At 66.2% G+C, this 15,905-nt stretch carries 13 protein-coding genes and 1 pseudogene; 4 read left to right on the top strand and 10 right to left on the bottom strand.

The window, feature by feature from the left end; genetic code table 11:
• Nucleotides 1-294: 294 nt before the first annotated feature.
• Entirely contained in the window at nucleotides 295-2,538 is a 2,244-nt protein-coding gene (gene ppk1 / locus EJA05_RS00965; RefSeq protein WP_125462163.1) for a polyphosphate kinase 1, read from the bottom strand.
• Nucleotides 2,539-2,558: 20 nt separating this feature from the next.
• Nucleotides 2,559-3,569 (bottom strand): porphobilinogen synthase, encoded by a 1,011-nt coding sequence (gene hemB / locus EJA05_RS00960; protein WP_110995709.1) that lies wholly within the window; start codon nucleotides 3,567-3,569, stop codon nucleotides 2,559-2,561.
• A gap of 208 nt (nucleotides 3,570-3,777) precedes the next feature.
• Between hemB and EJA05_RS00955 the strand changes: the two genes are divergently transcribed.
• On the top strand, nucleotides 3,778-4,422 hold the full coding sequence (locus EJA05_RS00955) for a DedA family protein (RefSeq protein ID WP_110995710.1): 645 nt from the start codon (nucleotides 3,778-3,780) through the stop codon (nucleotides 4,420-4,422).
• Nucleotides 4,423-4,923: 501 nt separating this feature from the next.
• On the opposite strand, the pseudogene EJA05_RS28315 reads toward EJA05_RS00955, so the two are convergent.
• Nucleotides 4,924-5,523: pseudogene (locus tag EJA05_RS28315) on the bottom strand (sterol desaturase family protein); the annotation flags it as partial.
• Nucleotides 5,524-5,807: 284 nt separating this feature from the next.
• On the opposite strand from EJA05_RS28315, the gene elbB reads away from it, so the two are divergent.
• Nucleotides 5,808-6,476 (top strand): isoprenoid biosynthesis glyoxalase ElbB, encoded by a 669-nt coding sequence (gene elbB / locus EJA05_RS00945; protein ID WP_125462161.1) that lies wholly within the window; start codon nucleotides 5,808-5,810, stop codon nucleotides 6,474-6,476.
• Nucleotides 6,477-6,676: 200 nt separating this feature from the next.
• Here the strand turns inward: elbB and EJA05_RS00940 are convergent, their stop codons facing one another.
• Nucleotides 6,677-7,582, bottom strand: coding sequence for a TauD/TfdA dioxygenase family protein (locus EJA05_RS00940; protein ID WP_110995712.1), 906 nt, complete (start codon nucleotides 7,580-7,582; stop codon nucleotides 6,677-6,679).
• A 36-nt stretch (nucleotides 7,583-7,618) separates the two neighbouring features.
• Nucleotides 7,619-8,659, bottom strand: coding sequence for an ABC transporter substrate-binding protein (locus tag EJA05_RS00935; RefSeq protein ID WP_125857074.1), 1,041 nt, complete (start codon nucleotides 8,657-8,659; stop codon nucleotides 7,619-7,621).
• A gap of 298 nt (nucleotides 8,660-8,957) precedes the next feature.
• On the opposite strand from EJA05_RS00935, the gene EJA05_RS00930 reads away from it, so the two are divergent.
• Both EJA05_RS00930 and EJA05_RS00925 read left to right on the top strand, forming a co-directional pair.
• Nucleotides 8,958-10,550, top strand: coding sequence for an ABC transporter permease (locus EJA05_RS00930; protein WP_125857073.1), 1,593 nt, complete (start codon nucleotides 8,958-8,960; stop codon nucleotides 10,548-10,550).
• Nucleotides 10,547-11,410 carry an ABC transporter ATP-binding protein gene (locus tag EJA05_RS00925; RefSeq protein WP_125857072.1) on the top strand — a complete coding sequence of 288 codons (864 nt, stop codon included), beginning with the start codon at nucleotides 10,547-10,549 and terminating at the stop codon, nucleotides 11,408-11,410. The genes EJA05_RS00930 and EJA05_RS00925 overlap by 4 nt, the downstream gene beginning before the upstream one ends.
• 102 nt (nucleotides 11,411-11,512) lie before the next feature.
• On the opposite strand, the gene EJA05_RS00920 is transcribed toward EJA05_RS00925, so the two are convergent.
• From EJA05_RS00920 to EJA05_RS00900, 5 genes are read right to left on the bottom strand one after another with little or no spacing between them, the layout of a single operon-like run.
• The gene (locus tag EJA05_RS00920) at nucleotides 11,513-11,788 is read right to left on the bottom strand and encodes a DUF971 domain-containing protein (protein ID WP_125857071.1); all 276 of its coding nucleotides are present in this window, start codon (nucleotides 11,786-11,788) and stop codon (nucleotides 11,513-11,515) included.
• Nucleotides 11,788-12,753: a HEAT repeat domain-containing protein gene (locus EJA05_RS00915; protein ID WP_125857070.1), complete on the bottom strand. Its 966-nt coding sequence runs from the start codon at nucleotides 12,751-12,753 to the stop codon at nucleotides 11,788-11,790. The genes EJA05_RS00920 and EJA05_RS00915 overlap by 1 nt, the downstream gene beginning before the upstream one ends.
• Nucleotides 12,750-13,601 carry an ABC transporter ATP-binding protein gene (locus EJA05_RS00910; protein WP_125857069.1) on the bottom strand — a complete coding sequence of 284 codons (852 nt, stop codon included), beginning with the start codon at nucleotides 13,599-13,601 and terminating at the stop codon, nucleotides 12,750-12,752. The genes EJA05_RS00915 and EJA05_RS00910 overlap by 4 nt, the downstream gene beginning before the upstream one ends.
• Nucleotides 13,601-14,377 carry an ABC transporter permease gene (locus EJA05_RS00905; RefSeq protein ID WP_125857068.1) on the bottom strand — a complete coding sequence of 259 codons (777 nt, stop codon included), beginning with the start codon at nucleotides 14,375-14,377 and terminating at the stop codon, nucleotides 13,601-13,603. The genes EJA05_RS00910 and EJA05_RS00905 overlap by 1 nt, the downstream gene beginning before the upstream one ends.
• Before the next feature lie 15 nt (nucleotides 14,378-14,392).
• Nucleotides 14,393-15,799, bottom strand: a complete 1,407-nt coding sequence (locus EJA05_RS00900) for an ABC transporter substrate-binding protein (RefSeq protein ID WP_125857067.1) — start codon at nucleotides 15,797-15,799, stop codon at nucleotides 14,393-14,395.
• Nucleotides 15,800-15,905: the final 106 nt, after the last annotated feature.

The following is a 15,905-nucleotide window of genomic DNA, read 5'->3' as shown; positions in this document are numbered from 1 at the left end:
ATCCCTGTGGGAGCAACTGTCTTGTGTTGTCAGTGCTGGCCTCATCGCTGGCAAGCAAGCTCCTACAGTTACGATGCTTGCCGCAAGGCTAGCGCGATCCCTGTGGGAGCAACTGTCTTGTGTTGTCAGTGCTGGCCTCATCGCTGGCAAGCAAGCTCCTACAGTTACGATGCTTGCCACGATCCATGTGGGAGCGGCTTTAGCCGCGAACACCGGCGTAGCCGGTGCCATCCACCGCGTCGCCTGCTTCGTGGCTGAAGCCGCTCCCACAGGGGAAGCGGCTCGCCATCACAGCTAGCGTACGTTCAGCACCGGGTTGCTCAGCCGCTCCAGCAACGCCGCCTGCGCACTGCGCGGGTTCTGGTTGCCGGTCGGTGAGCTGCGCACGTAGCGCCCGTCCGGCTGCAGCGTCCAGGCCTGGGTGTTGTCGGTCAGGTAGCCTTCCAGTTCCTTCTTCACCCGCAGCAGCAATTTCTTGCCTTCCACCGGGAAGCAGGTCTCCACACGCTTGTCGAGGTTGCGCTCCATCCAGTCGGCACTGGACAGGTAGATCTGCTCCTCACCGCCATTGAGGAAATAGAACACCCGCGTGTGCTCGAGGAAGCGGCCGATGATCGAGCGCACGTGGATGTTGTGCGACACCCCCGGGATGCCCGGGCGCAGGCAGCACATGCCACGCACCACCAGATCGATGCGCACGCCCGACTGGCTGGCCTTGTACAGCGCCTTGATGATCTTGGCATCGGTCAGCGAGTTGAACTTGGCGATGATGTGCGCAGGCTTGCCGTCCAGGGCGAACTGGGTCTCCCGGGCGATCATGTCGAGCATGCCCTTCTTCAGGGTGAACGGCGCGTGCAGCAGCTTCTTCATGCGCAGGGTCTTGCCCATGCCGATCAGCTGGCTGAAGAGTTTGCCGACGTCCTCGGTGAGGGCGTCGTCGGAGGTCAGCAGGCTGTAGTCGGTGTACAGGCGGGCGTTGCCGGCGTGGTAGTTGCCGGTACCCAGGTGCGCGTAACGCACGATCTCACCCTGCTCGCGGCGCAGGATCAGCATCATCTTGGCGTGGGTCTTGAAGCCCACCACCCCGTAGATCACCACCGCGCCGGCGGCCTGCAGGCGGCTGGCCATCTGCAGGTTGGACTCTTCGTCGAAGCGTGCGCGCAATTCGATCACCGCAGTGACCTCCTTGCCGTTACGCGCCGCGTCCACCAGGGCGTCGACAATCTCCGAGTTGGCGCCCGAACGGTACAGGGTCTGGCGCACGGCAAGCACGTGCGGGTCCTTGGCGGCCTGGCGCAGCAGGTCGATCACCGGGGTGAAGGACTCGAACGGGTGCATCAGCAGGATGTCCTGCTTGCCGATCACGCTGAAGATGTTGTCGGCATTCACCAGCAGCTTGGGGATCGCCGGGGTGAACGGCGTGTACTGCAGCTCCGGATGGCTGTCGAGGCCGGTGATGCTGAACAGACGGGTCAGGTTGACCGGGCCGTTGACCTGGTACAGCTCGCTCTCGCTCAAGCTGAACTGCTTGAGCAGGTAGTCGGACAGGTGTTTCGGGCAGGTGTCGGCCACCTCGAGGCGTACCGCGTCGCCATAGCGGCGCGAGAACAGCTCGCCGCGCAGGGCGCGGGCCAGGTCGTCGACCTCTTCGGAGTCCAACGCCAGGTCAGCGTTACGGGTCAGGCGGAACTGGTAGCAGCCCTTGACCTTCATGCCTTGGAACAGGTCATCGGCGTGGGCGTGGATCATCGACGACAGGAACACATAGTTGTCGCCAGCGCCGCCGACCTCTTCCGGCACACGGATCACCCGTGGCAGCAGGCGCGGCGCCGGGATGATCGCCAGGCCCGAGTCGCGGCCGAAGGCATCGACGCCTTCGAGCTCGACGATGAAGTTCAGGCTCTTGTTCACCAGCAGCGGGAACGGGTGAGTCGGGTCGAGGCCGATCGGGGTGATGATCGGGGCGATCTCGTCGCGGAAGTAGCGGCGCACCCAGGTCTTGAGCTTGGGCGTCCAGTAGCGGCGGCGGATGAAGCGGATCTGGTGCTTCTCCAGCTCCGGCAGCAACACGTCGTTGAGGATCGCGTACTGGCGCTCCACCTCGATGTGCACCAACTCGCTGATTCGCGCCAGCGCCTGGTGCGGCTGCAGGCCGTCGGCCCCCGCCTGCTCACGGGCGAAGTTGATCTGCTTCTTCAGCCCCGCCACGCGGATCTCGAAGAACTCGTCCAGGTTGCTGGAGAAGATCAGCAGGAACTTCAACCGCTCGAGCAGCGGGTACGACTCATCCAGCGCCTGCTCCAGCACGCGGATGTTGAACTGCAGCTGGGAAAGCTCGCGATGAATGTACAGGCTGCTGTCGTCCAGGCTCGGCACGGCGATTGCCGGGGCCGGCGCCGGTGCTGGGGCCACGGTTTCGACCACAGGCGCAGGCTCGGCCTCTGCTGCCGGCGGCAGGTCGGGCGGGGTCTGCACCATCTCTTCGGGCACGGCCTGGGCATCCTTGATCGCGACAGGTGTGAGCACTTCGTTATTCATCTGAGGTTCCTGTGAGGGCGTTATTGCCCTCTCAACATTTGAGCGGCGCGCACGGCGAAATACGTCAGGATGCCATCGGCACCTGCCCGTTTGAAGGCGGTAAGGGATTCGAGGATCACGGCTTCGCTGAGCCAGCCGTTCTGGATCGCGGCCATGTGCATGGCGTACTCGCCACTGACCTGGTAGGCGAAGGTCGGCACCTTGAACTCGGCTTTCACCCGCTGGACGATGTCCAGGTACGGCATGCCCGGCTTGACCATAACCATGTCGGCGCCTTCGGCCAGGTCCAGGGCCACTTCGTGCAGGGCTTCGTTGCTGTTGGCCGGGTCCATCTGGTAGGACGCCTTGTTGGCCTTGCCCAGGTTCAGCGCCGAGCCGACCGCGTCGCGGAACGGGCCGTAGTAGGCACTGGCGTACTTGGCCGAGTAGGCCATGATGCGCACGTTGACGTGGCCGGCCAGTTCCAGGGCCTCGCGGATTGCACCGAGGCGGCCGTCCATCATGTCGGACGGGGCGACGACCTGGGCGCCGGCGTCGGCGTGGGACAGGGCCTGGCGCACCAGGGCATCGACGGTGATGTCGTTCTGAACGTAACCCTCTTCATCGAGGATGCCGTCCTGGCCGTGGGTGGTGAACGGGTCCAGCGCCACGTCGGTGATCACCCCCAGCTCCGGGAAGCGCGCGCGCAGGGCACGAGTGGCACGCTGGGCGATACCGTCCGGGTTCCAGGCTTCGGCGCCATCGAGGGATTTCTTCTCGGTCGGCGTTACCGGGAACAGCGCCAGCGCCGGAATGCCCAGTTCCACCCAGCCCTGTGCAGCTTCGAGCAGCAGGTCGATCGACAGGCGTTCGACGCCCGGCATCGAGGGTACTTCCTCACGGCGGTTCTCGCCGTCCAGGACGAATACCGGCAGGATCAGGTCATCGACGGTCAGGGTGTTCTCGCGAACCAGGCGACGGGAAAAGTCGTCCCGGCGGTTGCGACGCAGGCGGGTGGCAGGAAACAGACGGTTGGCGGGGGTAAAGCTCACGGCAGACTCCTGAGCCCGCGCAGGCGGGCGAGCGCGACAGTTATAAGCGGCCATTATGACGCCTGTGTTACACCCAAGGGCAACCCTGCGACTTGTGGCCGCAGTCATTGTCCTTGTAGGAAATGTTCACGTCGAGACACATTTGGACACTTTCCCGAACGAGCACGAAGGGGTAGGCTGCGCGTTCATTTCGCCAGCACGTCAGAAAATGCTTCAACAATTCCTGAACGATTTCGGCTATTTCGCCCTGTTTCTCGGCACGTTCTTCGAAGGCGAGACCATTCTCGTGCTCGCAGGTTTTCTGGCGTTCCGCGAATACATGGACATCAAGCTGGTGGTGCTGGTGGCGTTCTGCGGCAGCTATGCCGGCGATCAGCTGTGGTACTTCATGGGCCGCCGCCACGGGCGCAAGATCCTCGCCCGCAAGCCGCGCTGGCAGGCCATGGGTGACCGGGCGCTGGAGCATATCCGCCGCCACCCCGACCTCTGGGTCCTGAGTTTCCGCTTCGTCTACGGCCTGCGCACGGTGATGCCAGTGGCCATCGGCCTGTCCGGCTACCCGCCACGCCGCTACCTGCTGCTCAATGGTATTGGCGCCGCGGTCTGGGCCCTCGCGCTGGGGCTTGCCGCCTACCACTTCGGCGCCATCCTCGAAGGCATGCTGGGCAGTATCAAGAAGTACGAGCTATGGGTGCTCGGCGCCCTGCTGGGCCTGGGCTTGCTGCTCTGGCTGCGCCGGCGCTTCCGTACCCAGCGCGCCGAGCGCCGCGCGGCGGCAGAAGGCCAGGAAGCACAAGCTGAGCAAGCTGTAAGCCAGGAGCAGCCCCCAAGCCAGGGGCGTGACCAGCACTAACCCCGAAGCGCCGGCCAGATACAGTGCCGGCGCATTCAAAAGCAGCCGCAGCAACTCCATGCGCCCTGCCCAGGGCCGGTCTTCCAGCGCCGCGCCCAACGCGAACAAGCCGAACGCCATCACCGCCCAGCCCAGCAGCAGCGCGGCGAACGGCACCCGCTCGGCCACGTCCATCAAGTAACTGCCCAGCGCCACGTACACCGCGAACTGCACAACCACGTACAGCTGCTGCATGCCGTGCAGCGCGATGGCGAACTTGCGAAAACGCGCCAGGTCCTGCTTGGGGTGCGGATCGGCAGCCGCCACATCCGCCGGGCGCCAACCGGTGGGCATGAACCAGATGCGCAGCTTGTCCCACAGGCGGCCGGTGCGCCGGGCATCCGCCCACAGCTGCGCATAGAACTGCAGGTTGGCCCACAGCGGGTTCCAGCTGGCCAACGGCGTGGTCACGCCGAAGATCACCGGCTCATCGTCGTCCTCTTCCTGGAAGGTGCCGAACAGCCGGTCCCAGAAGATGAACACACCGCCGTAGTTGCAATCCAAATAGCGAGGATTCTGCGCATGGTGGACACGATGGTTGGACGGCGTGATCAGCACCCATTCGAGCCAGCCCAGCTTGGGCACATGGCGGGTATGCACCCAGAACTGATACAGCAGGTTCAGCGACGCCACGGTGATGAACACCACCGGCGGCACGCCGAGCAGCGCCAGCGGCAGGTAGAAGATCCACGAGAAGATGAAGCCGCTGCTGGTCTGGCGCAGCGCCGTGGTGAGGTTGTATTCCTCGCTCTGGTGATGCACCGAATGCGCGGCCCACAGCACGTTGCGCTCGTGGCCCATGCGGTGCAGCCAGTAATAGCAGAAGTCGTAGAGCACGAAGGCGCCCACCCATACCCACCAGGCCTCGGCCGGCAGGCGCAGCAGCGCCAGGTGTTCCCAGGCCAGGGCATAGGTGAGCAGCCCGACGCCCTTGGTCAGCAGGCCGGTACTGGTCGACAGCACGCCGGTGCTCAGGCTGTTGATCGAATCGGCCAGTCGATAGTTGCGCTGGCCGCGCACGCGGTCGGCGACCAGCTCCACGGCGATCAGCACAAAGAACATCGGCACAGCCAGCAGAATCAGGTCCATCGGCGGCAGTCTCCAAGGGTGTCGCAAGAGATTCGGGTTTGTACGAAAAGTCGCCGAGCGGCGATCAGGCAAGGCGAAAACAGGCGAGGAAGCGGAGTTTGCTGGTTGCAAATGAGCATTCCGAGCCTGTTTTCAACGCAGCATGATCGTCGCGCAGGCACTTTTCGTACAAAGCCTAGGCCGCGCCTGGCCGAACCCCTATGGCCACATCTGCCAAACTAGAGGACATTTAGCGCCTCGACACTGGAGTAATGAGCATGACCAAGAAAGTAGCGGTGATCCTTTCCGGCTGTGGCGTCTATGACGGCGCCGAAATCCACGAGAGCGTGATCACCTTGCTGCGCCTCGACCAGCGCGGCGCCCAGGTGCAGTGCTTCGCACCGAACATTGCGCAGATGCATGTGATCGATCACCTGACCGGCGAACAGATGCCCGAGTCGCGCAACGTGCTGGTCGAGTCGGCACGCATCGCCCGGGGCGAGGTGAAGGACATTCGCGAGGCCAAGGTCGAAGACTTCGACGCGCTGATCGTACCCGGCGGTTTCGGCGCCGCGAAGAACCTCTCCAACTTCGCCGTTGAAGGCGCCAATTGCAGCGTTAACCCCGACGTGCTGGCCCTGGCTGAAGCCTTCGCCGATGCCTGCAAACCGGTGGGCCTGATGTGCATCTCGCCAGCCCTGGCAGCCAAGATCTACGGCCCAGGCGTGGTCTGCACCATCGGTAACGACACCGGCACCAGCGCGGCTGTGGTGAAGATGGGCGGCACCCACCAGGAGTGCGATGTGCATGACATCGTCGAAGACACCCAGCGCAAGCTGGTGACCACCCCGGCCTACATGCTGGCCAAGTCGATCAGCGAAGCTGCCGGCGGCATCTACAAGCTGGTGGACCGGGTGCTGGAGTTGACCCACGAAGGTGACAAGTAAACCCCGCACCGCAAGCGGCTAATGCCAGTCAGTTAGGGCTTCATCGCACCTATTGGGGCTGCTTTGCAGCCCTTCGCGGGTAAACCCGCTCCCACAGAGATCGCACGGAACCTGTGGGAGCGGCGGTTCGCCGCTGCGATTTACCCGCGAAGGGTCGCACAGCGACCCCAACTGCCTTAGCTGACTGGCATTACGTGGTCTTAACCTTTGCGTGTGGTCCGGCTCAACTGCCCATCCACCCCCACCGGCACCTCGCCCGCCAGGGTGACCCGGCGCACCACGCGTGGCTGGGTGCCATAGTCGTCCACCGCGTAGTGCTGGGTCGCGCGGTTATCCCAGATCGCCACATCCCCCGCCTGCCAGCGCCAGCGCACAGTGTTCTCCAGGCGCGTCACATGCCCCTGCAACACCGCGAACAGGTGCTGTGAATCGGCCAGTGAATAGCCCTTGATGCGTTTGACGAAATGCCCCAGCTGCAGCGCCCGCTCGCCGCTGATCGGGTGCACCCGCACCACCGGGTGCTCGGTTTCGTACACCGTCGAGGTGAACACCTTGCGGTAGCGCTCGAGCTTGGCCGGGTCCACGTCCGGCTTCACGCTGGCGTAGTCGTACTCGTTGCTGTGCACCGCCCAGAGCTGGTCGGCCAGCGCGCGCAGGGGTTCCGGCAGCTCCTGGTAGGCGGCGGCAGTGTTGGCCCATACCGTGTCGCCACCCGAAGCCGGGGCCACCACGCTGCGCAGGATCGAGGCCTTGGGGTAGGCATCGACGAAGGTCACGTCGGTGTGCCAGGAATTGGCCCGCTGGCCCTCGGCGCCATCCAGCTGCAGCAAGTAGCTGGTGCCGTCCACCACCGGCACCGTGGGGTGGGCGATCGGCTCGCCCAGCAATTGGGCGAAGGCCTCCTGGCCGATGTCATCGAGGTGGTCCTGGCCGCGGAAGAAGATCACCTTGTGCTGCACCAGCGCCGCCTGAATCGCGTCGATGGTGGCCGGGTCGAGGTCGGCGGACAGTTTGACGCCACGGATCTCGGCGCCGATGCGCCCGGCGACGGGGTGGATATCCAGCTCAAGGGTGTGTGGCGCGGTAGCCAGTGCGGCGTTGCTCATGGTCGTGGTCCTCAGGGTTTTTGTCGGGGTTTTGAATCAGCGGGCGGCCTGCACGGCCTGGTCCTGTCGCAGGGCGGCATCGAGGAAGCGCGGTTCTACCCACTCGCTTACCTGGAAATCCCGGCGGATCAGGCGCTCCTTGGCGGCCAGGTCGACGCCCTGTTGCAGCAGGCCGACGAAGCCGGCGTCCAGGCGCGGGTCGAAGTAGGCGGCAAGGTTTTCCTGGGCCAGGTCATCGCGCAGGATGCTCTTCGGCCAGTTGGCGGTGGTGGCCACGAGGTCGATGTAGGCGTCGCGGTTGTGCTCGTCGCGCAGCCACTTCACCGCCTGCAGCTGGGCATTGACCAGGCGCTGCACCAGTTCGGGGTGCTGGCGGATGAAGTCGCCGGTACCCAGCAGCACCGCCTGGGTGCTGCCGGCGCCCTTGAGGTCGCGGGAGTTGACCGGCAGCTCGACCAGGCCGCGTTCGCGCAGCGACAACAGGTTGGACAGGCCCCAGGTGGCGTCGATCTGCTTGGCCGCCAGCGCGGCGTTGGCGGCGTTGAAGTCCAGGTTGATGACTTTCAGCTCACGCTCGGACAGCCCTTGGCTGGCCAGAGCGCTGGCGAACGACAGCTGGTTGGCGGTACCGCGGAACACCGCCACGCGCTTGCCCTTGAGGTCTGCCAGGCTGTGGATGCCCGAGCCCGGCACCACGCCGAGGTAGCTCTTGACCCCGCGCACACCGGCCGACAGCACGCGGGTGTCCAGGCCATTGGCCTTGCCGATGATGGCGGCCAGGTCACCCAGGTAGGCGAAGTCGGCCTGGCCGTTGGCCAACGCCTCGTTGACCACGGGGCCGGCGCCCTTGAAGAAGCGCCAGTCGATACGGATGCCGTCCTTGGCAAACTCTTTTTCCAGCAACTGCTGGTCACGCAATACATCGACCACGCCACCAGCGCTGGGCTTGCTGCCGGCGCTGAGGTCGGGCACGGCAATACGGATCACGTCGGGCTGCGCGGCCAGCGCCGCCAGCGGCAAGGCGCTCAGCAAGCCGGCGAGCAGCGGGGTGAGCAGGTGGCGAAAAGGGGTTTTCATGGCAAGGCTCCTTGGCAAGCTGCCACCGGCGATGGCCGGCGCTTTGGCCAGAAGCTAGGCAGGTCCGGTTAGAACCTACAAAGATCAATACGTCATTCTTCAGTAACCAGAAGGCATAAAACAGCGGCCATGCGGGCCTTGGGGCGGCTTGCAGGCAGCGCATGGAAAATATGAGGAAAACGCAACGGGTTGGGGCTTCCCGATGCAGGGAGCGCATGCTCTTATCTCTTGAATGTTATTTGTGTGAACTTTTAATTCCATAAATGAATAAACAAGGAACGGTTTGGGAGATGGCCGGATGAGCGGAGTTTTGAGCAAGCCCAGATGGCTTCTGGGGCCGCTGCGTGGCCCGTTCGCGGCGCAAGGCCGCGCCTACGGCCATGCCGCGCTGCCTTGGGTCGTGCCGGTGCTGCTGGCGGCGTTGTGGCTGGTGGCCAGCCGCGAGCACTGGATGAGCGAGCAGATCCTGCCGGCGCCGTCGCTGGTCTGGCAGAGTGCCCTGGAGTTTGGCTCCGGGGAACTGTGGAGCCACCTGTGGATCAGCTTGCAACGCCTGTTGTGGGGGTTGCTGGCGGGCATCGCCAGTGGCCTGCTGCTGGGCACCTGGCTGGGGGCTTCGCGGCGGGCGCAGACCCTGGTGCTGCCGACCTTCGTGGCCCTGGCGCAAATCCCCACGCTGGCCTGGATCCCGCTGTTCATGCTGTTCTTCGGCATTGGCGAAGTGCTCAAGCTGGTGGTGCTGGTCAAGGCGGTGGTGGTACCGGTCACCCTGCACACCCTGGTCGGCGTGCGCGACGCCCAACCCAAGCTGCGCGAAGCCGCCGCCACCTTGCGCCTGCCCGCGCACCTGTTGTTCCTGCGCCTGCTGCTGCCAGCTGCCCTGCCCGCCTTTCTCGCCGGGGTACGCCTGGCCCTGGCCACCGGCTGGACGTCGCTGCTGGCGGTCGAGTTGCTGGCCTCCAGCGAAGGTATCGGCTACCTGATGGTCTGGGGCCGCCAGCTGTTCATGCTCGACCTGGTGTTCCTCTGCATCCTGCTGATCGGCATGGTCGGCGCGGTGATGGACCGTGGCTTCTCACGCCTGGAGCGCAGCCTGCTGTACTGGCCGCAACCGGCCACCGGCGAGCAGCCGCGTGGCGCCGTGGCCAAGGGCTGGCAGAGCCTGTTGCTGCCGGCAGCGCTGCTGGCCCTGTGGCAGTGCGCCAACAGTTTTGGCTGGGTAGACGCCAATATCCTCGCCTCACCACTGGATGTACTGCGCAGCCTGTCTGCCGGGCTGCTGGATGGTTCGCTGAGCGAAGCCTTGCGCCTGAGCCTGCAACGCACCCTGGCCGGGTTGCTGCTCGGTGGCGGCGCGGGCTTTGCCCTGGGGCTGCTGCTGGGCTTGTCGCAACGCAGCGAGCGCCTGCTCGGCCCGAGCCTGTCGGCGCTGCGCCAGGTGGCGCTGTTTGCCTGGGTACCCTTGCTCACCGCCTGGTTCGGCCTGGGGGAAGGCGCCAAGCTGGTGTTCGTCGCCCTGGCGGCGTTCTTCCCGCTGCTGATCGCCACCCAGCGCGGCATCGCCAGCCTGTCGCCGCAGCTGGGCGAGGCGGCCCAGGCGCTGCGCCTGGGCCTGGCGCAACGCCTGCGCCTGCTGGTGCTGCCGGGCGCTGCGCCGGCGATCTTCGCCGGCCTGCGCCTGTCGCTGATCTACGCCTGGCTGGGCACCATCGGCGCCGAATACTTCATGCCCTCGGACGGCGGCATCGCCAGCCTGATGATCGGCGCCCAGCAATTGTTCCGCATGGACCAGGTGATGGCCGCCATGGTCCTGATCGGCCTGGTCGGCGCCCTGCTCGGCCACCTTGGCCAACGCCTCGAATCGCGCGCCACGCGCTGGAGATCCGCATGAACGCCTTCATCACCCCGGCCCTGCACGCGGCCAATCAACCTGACGCCACGCCACCGCTGGTCAGCTTCGAAAAAGTCGGCAAGACCTTCAGCGTGGACGGCCAGCCGTTCGAAGCCATTCGCGACTTCGACCTGTCGATCGAGCAGGGCGAATTCATCGCCATCGTCGGCTCGTCGGGCTGCGGCAAGTCCACCCTGCTGCGCCTGCTGGTGGGCCTGGACAACGACTACAGCGGCCAGATCCGCGTCGATGGCCAGGTGGTCAGCGGCATCGGCGGCGAGCGCGGCATCGTGTTCCAGGAGCACCGCCTGTTCCCCTGGCTGACGGTGGAGCAGAACATCGCCCTTGGCCTGGTCAACGACAAGCTCACCCAGGGCGAGCGCGCCCGCCGGGTGCATGAGTTCGTGCAACTGGTGGGGCTGGTCGGTTTCGAATCGGCCTACCCGCACCAGCTCTCCGGCGGCATGGCCCAGCGCGTGGCGATCGCCCGGGGGCTGGTGGCCAGCCCGCGCATCCTGCTGCTCGACGAGCCATTCGGCGCCCTGGATGCATTGACCCGCCAGCAGTTGCAGGACGAGCTGCTGGCGATTCGTGAGCGCTCGGGGGTGACCATTCTGCTGGTGACCCACGATGCCGAAGAAGCGACCTACCTGGCCGACCGGGTGGTGGTGCTGGAACCGCGGCCGGGGCGGATCAAGGCGGTGGTGGAGATTGGGCTGCCACACCCGCGCCAACGCACCGGGGTGGCGCTGCATGGCTTGCGCGAGAAGGTGCTGCACCAGATTACCGGGGATGGCGGGTATCTGCGGCCGGTGGTGCAAAGGGTGGAAGGGTTGCGGCCGGAGTTGATTGCGCTCTAGGGATGGGTTGCATGTACCGGCCTCATCGCCGGCAAGCCGGCTCCCACAGGGAGTTGCGATGCCTTTGTGGGAGCCGGCTTGCCGGCGATGAGGCCGGCCCGGTCAACCAAAACTGCGCAGGTAATCCCAGGGATAAATCCCCCGCTCATGCCCATCGCTGAACACCAGCTGCACCCCATACCCCTGGGCCTCGATCCGCGCCACGCGGACATCCTCGCCCACCAGCGAAATCGCGCCCTTCAACCGCGCCGCGCGGCACTGTGAGCAAGGGCAGGCACCGCGCAGTCGGGCGTGGCTGATCACCTGCTCGACCTCGCCCCACTGCACCAGCAGCTCACCGCGTTCGCGGCGGTTGCGCAATGCACTGGGCGCGCTCATCACACCGCCCCCTGCAACTGCGCCAAGGCGATGCGCACCGCCTTGCGCACTTCCGGATCGCTGTCGGCCTCGGCCGCCTGCAACGCCGGCAATGCCCGGGCTTCACCCAGCTCACCCAGCGCCAGCGCCGCCTCCTTGCGCAGGTTGGCGATGCCATGGCCAAGCAACTGCGCCAGCCCATCCAGCGCTGCCACATGGCGCAGCCGGCCCAAGGCCCTCGCCGCGCGCAAGCGCACCTGCCAGTAACTGTCGGCCAGGGCCGCGATCAAGGCCTGGCCCGCTTCCGCCTGGCCGACCTTGCCCAGGGTGGTCGCCGCCTCTTCACGCACCTGCCAGGCCTCATCGGCCAAGGCGCCGATCAGCGCCGGCAGCACACGGGCATCGCGGGCCAGGCCCAGCGCGCCAATGGCGGCGCGGCGCACTTCGGTATCCGGCTCGTTGGCTGCCAGCTGCGCCAGCGCGGGCAAGGCCGGCGCATGCTTGAGCCAGCCCAGGATGCCCACCGCTTCGCGGCGCACGCCGGCATCCACATCCGCCAACGCCTGCAACGCAGGCACCGCGGCGTCCTCCAGGCGCAGCTCGCGCAGGGCGCGCAGGGCGCTGGCCCGCACGAACGCATCGGCATGGGTGGCCCAGGGCAGGATCAGTTGCCCGGCCTCCTGGGTCTTGAGCTCGCTCAGGCTCTGGGCAGCCGCCAGGCGTACCGGCTCGGCGGGGTCGGCCAATGCGGCGCACAGGCCCTGCACCACTTCCGGCGTCTCCCAGGCTTCGAGCAGGCGCGCGGCTTCGGCGCGCACCTCAGCATTGGCATCGACCAACAGCGCATCAGTGAGCCAGGGCAGGCCGTCCGGGTCTTCCAGGTCGGCCAGTTCGATCAGGGCGATGCGCCGCACGCCGGCATCCAGGTCGTTCAGGCGTGGCAGTAGGTCGATGATGTCGGGGTTGTCCGTGGTTCGTTCAGTCATAGCGCAATCCGCAGCGGAGGATGGTCGGTGTCGGGCAGGCCCAAGGGTGTCAGGCGCGGCAGTTCGCGGCCTTCTTCATGGCGCAGCAGCGCCAGGCAATGGCGTTTGAGGTGGGTGAATTCGGGGCTGGTCAGCAGGCTCGCGCGCCGCGGGCGGGCGAAGTCCAGCCGCAGGTCTTCGATAAAGCGCCCAGGCCGGGGGCTCATCACCAGGATGCGATCGGCCAGGAACAGCGCCTCGTCGATGTCATGGGTGACGAACACCACCGTGGTGCGGATGCGCGCCCAGATATCCAGCAGCAGTTCCTGCATGCGCGCACGGGTCTGCGCATCGAGGGCGCCAAAAGGTTCGTCCATCAACAGCAGGCGCGGGCGGTTGATCAGCACCCTGGCGATCTCGGCGCGCTGCTGCATGCCGCCGGACAACTGGCTGGGCCAGCGTTGGGCGAAGTCACCCAGGCCGACCAGTTGCAGCATCTCGGCGGCCTGGTGCTGGCGCTCGGCCTTGCCCTGCCCCTGCATCTTCAAGCCGAAGGCCACGTTGTCGAGCACGCTGCGCCACGGCAGCAGGGTGTGATGCTGGAACACCATGCCCCGTTGCGGCGAAGGGCCATCGACCGCTTGCCCGTCCACCCGCAATTGGCCGCTGGCCGGGGTAAGGTGCCCGGCCAATGCGCCGAGCAACGTGGACTTGCCGCAGCCGGACGGCCCGAGGATGCAGACGAACTCGCCCGGGGCGATGGCAAAGTCCAGCGCCTGCACCGCTTCGAACGCGTCACGCCCATGGCCCAGGCGAATCGACAAACCCTGCGCTTCGATACGCCCGGGCAGCTGTTGATGACTGCTCATCACGCGCTCCTCCGTATCCACGGCGTGGCCAGCGCGCCAAGGCGCTTGACCAGCGCGCTGCTGCCCATGCCCAGCACGCCGATCAGCAGCATGCCGACGATGATGTCGGGGTAGTTCTGCAAGGTGTAGGACTCCCAGGTGTAGTAACCGATACCGAATTGCCCAGCGATCATTTCGGCGGTCACCAGGCAGAACCATGAGGTGCCCATGCCGATGGCCAGCCCCGTGACGATGCTCGGCAGCGCGCCCGGCAGCACCACTTCGCGCAGGATCGCCCAGCGTCCGGCGCCCAGGCTGCGCGCCGAGGCCACCAGGCGCGGGTCGATCGCCTCGACGCCGTGCACGGTGTTGAGCAGGATCGGGAACAGCGCGCCGGTGAAGGTGATGAACACCATCGACAGCTCCGATGAGGGGAACATCAGGATCGCCAGCGGGATCCAGGCCACCGCCGGGATCGGCCGCAACACCTCCAGCGGCGGCATCAGCGTGTCCTCCAGCCACTGCGAGCGGCCGATCAACAGGCCCAGGCTCACCCCCAGCAGCGCCGCCACGCCGTAGCCGGCGAACACCCGCGCCAGGCTGCTGCCCAGGTGCGCCAGCAAGGTGTTGGAGGCCAGCAGTTGCCAGGCGGCGTCGAGCACCGCGCCGGGTGTGGGCACGTAGGTGAAGGTGAGCAGCAGCAGGTCCAGCTTGTGGCTCGCGGCCAGCTGCCAGAACAGCAGGCAGGCCAGCAGCGAAGCCAGGCGCAGGGGCCAGCGCGCAAGGTCACGGGTCATGGCGGCGGCTCCCGGTCAGCGCTGGGCGAGCAGCTTCTGGTTGGCGTGGACGAAGTCCAGCGCCTCGCCGCCATGGGCCTTGGCGTACTGCTCGGCCTGGTCCTTGAGCAGGAAGGCCGCCAGTTGGCCCTGGCCGTTGCGCACGAACCAGGCCTGGTTGGCCAGCAGCTTGATGCCGCTGTCGGCGGCCTGGGCGTAGATCGCGCGGATGTCCTTGCCCTCCTGCTCCAGCTGGGCCAGGGCGGTGAGCGCGGCCTCCGGGGAGGCGTAGTGGCGCACCTTGTCCTCGCCGCGCACCCAGATCTGCGCCAGGCGGCTGAAGTCGGTGATGGCTTTGCCGGTCGCGGCATCAACGGCCTTGAGTGGCAGCGGGTCGTAGTTTTTCAGCGCCTTGTCGTAGTCCTGCCCGGCCTGTTTGTAGGCGCTGCGGATGTACTGGTCGTCGATGAACTGCGCGGTGTCCAGACCACGGTCGGTCTTCTTCAGCAGCTTGAGGGTGTCGATGGAGGTGGCCACGGCCTGGCGGTACTCGGGCTTCCAGGTGAGGTCGCGGGTCTGCAGGCCGAGCGGGCCGTGGAACAGGTAGTTCACCTCGGCCTCAATGCCGGTGACCTTTTCGATCAGCTCGCTGTACTTCTCTGGCTCGGCGGCGAGCAGGCGGTCGGCTTCGAGGCTGGCACGCAGGTAGGCGGTGACCACTTCCGGGTACTTTTTCGCGTAGTCGGCGTCCACCAGCGCGCCATGGAAGGTCGGCGCGTTGGCCTGGGCGCCGTCGTAGATCTTGCGGGCGAAGCCGCGGTTGGGGAACAGCTCGGCGAAGGGCACGAAGTCGGCGTGGGCCTCGATGCGGTTGCTGCGCAGGGCGGAACCGGCGATCTCCGGGGCCTGGGCGATGATCTTCACGTCCTTCTGCGGGTCCCAGCCTTGGGCGGCGACCGCGCGCAGCAGCATGCCGTGGGCGGTGGAGGCGAACGGCACAGAGATGGTCTTGCCCTTGAGTTCGGCCAGCGACTGCACGCTGGAGGCGGCCGGCACCACGATGCCGTTGCCGCTGCCGTGCACGCTGCCGGACAGCACGCTGATGAACAGGCTGCGCTTGCCGGCGTCGAGGTGGGCAACGCCGTTGAACGAGCCGGGGAAGTCGGCCATGGCGCCGAAGTCGAGCTTGCCGGCGACCATCTCGTTGGTCAGCGGCGCGCCGCTGGTGAAGTTCTTCCACTCGACCTGGTACTGGGCGTCCTTGTACTTGCCGTCATGGGGCAGGTATTTGTCGAGCAGGCCCAGCTCGCGGATCAACAGGCCGCCGGTGGCGCAGTTGATGGTGGTGTCCTGGGTGCCGATGGCGATACGGATGGTTTCGGCGCTGGCGTTCAGGCCGGTGATTGCCAGCGCAAAGCCGGCCACGGTTGCTACAAGGCGCATGGGTGTTCCCCTCGAATCGTTTTAGGTATTGGCGTCGTCTCCGCCGCCCGGCATGGGTGGTGGGAAACGAGGGGGCATTGCAGGTGGGCGTCCGGTGGTTCGGCCG

The sequence above is a fragment of the Pseudomonas oryziphila genome (assembly GCF_003940825.1).
In the GTDB taxonomy this organism is placed as follows: Bacteria; Pseudomonadota; Gammaproteobacteria; order Pseudomonadales; family Pseudomonadaceae; genus Aquipseudomonas; species Aquipseudomonas sichuanensis.
Note: the sequence above shows the minus strand (reverse complement) of the source record. Positions and strands in the feature narration are given on the sequence as shown.

Bases quoted from the DNA above. Each gene is read 5' to 3' on its own strand.
- EJA05_RS00955 (WP_110995710.1), top strand. From the start codon at position 3,778: ATGCTTCAACAATTCCTGAACGATTTCGGCTATTTCGCCCTGTTTCTC.
- EJA05_RS00920 (WP_125857071.1), bottom strand. From the start codon at position 11,788: ATGAGCGCGCCCAGTGCATTGCGCAACCGCCGCGAACGCGGTGAGCTG.
- EJA05_RS00905 (WP_125857068.1), bottom strand. From the start codon at position 14,377: ATGACCCGTGACCTTGCGCGCTGGCCCCTGCGCCTGGCTTCGCTGCTG.
- EJA05_RS00925 (WP_125857072.1), top strand. From the start codon at position 10,547: ATGAACGCCTTCATCACCCCGGCCCTGCACGCGGCCAATCAACCTGAC.
- EJA05_RS00940 (WP_110995712.1), bottom strand. From the start codon at position 7,582: ATGAGCAACGCCGCACTGGCTACCGCGCCACACACCCTTGAGCTGGAT.
- EJA05_RS00915 (WP_125857070.1), bottom strand. From the start codon at position 12,753: ATGACTGAACGAACCACGGACAACCCCGACATCATCGACCTACTGCCA.
- EJA05_RS00930 (WP_125857073.1), top strand. From the start codon at position 8,958: ATGAGCGGAGTTTTGAGCAAGCCCAGATGGCTTCTGGGGCCGCTGCGT.
- ppk1 (WP_125462163.1), bottom strand. From the start codon at position 2,538: ATGAATAACGAAGTGCTCACACCTGTCGCGATCAAGGATGCCCAGGCC.
- EJA05_RS00910 (WP_125857069.1), bottom strand. From the start codon at position 13,601: ATGAGCAGTCATCAACAGCTGCCCGGGCGTATCGAAGCGCAGGGTTTG.
- EJA05_RS00900 (WP_125857067.1), bottom strand. From the start codon at position 15,799: ATGCGCCTTGTAGCAACCGTGGCCGGCTTTGCGCTGGCAATCACCGGC.
- EJA05_RS00935 (WP_125857074.1), bottom strand. From the start codon at position 8,659: ATGAAAACCCCTTTTCGCCACCTGCTCACCCCGCTGCTCGCCGGCTTG.
- elbB (WP_125462161.1), top strand. From the start codon at position 5,808: ATGACCAAGAAAGTAGCGGTGATCCTTTCCGGCTGTGGCGTCTATGAC.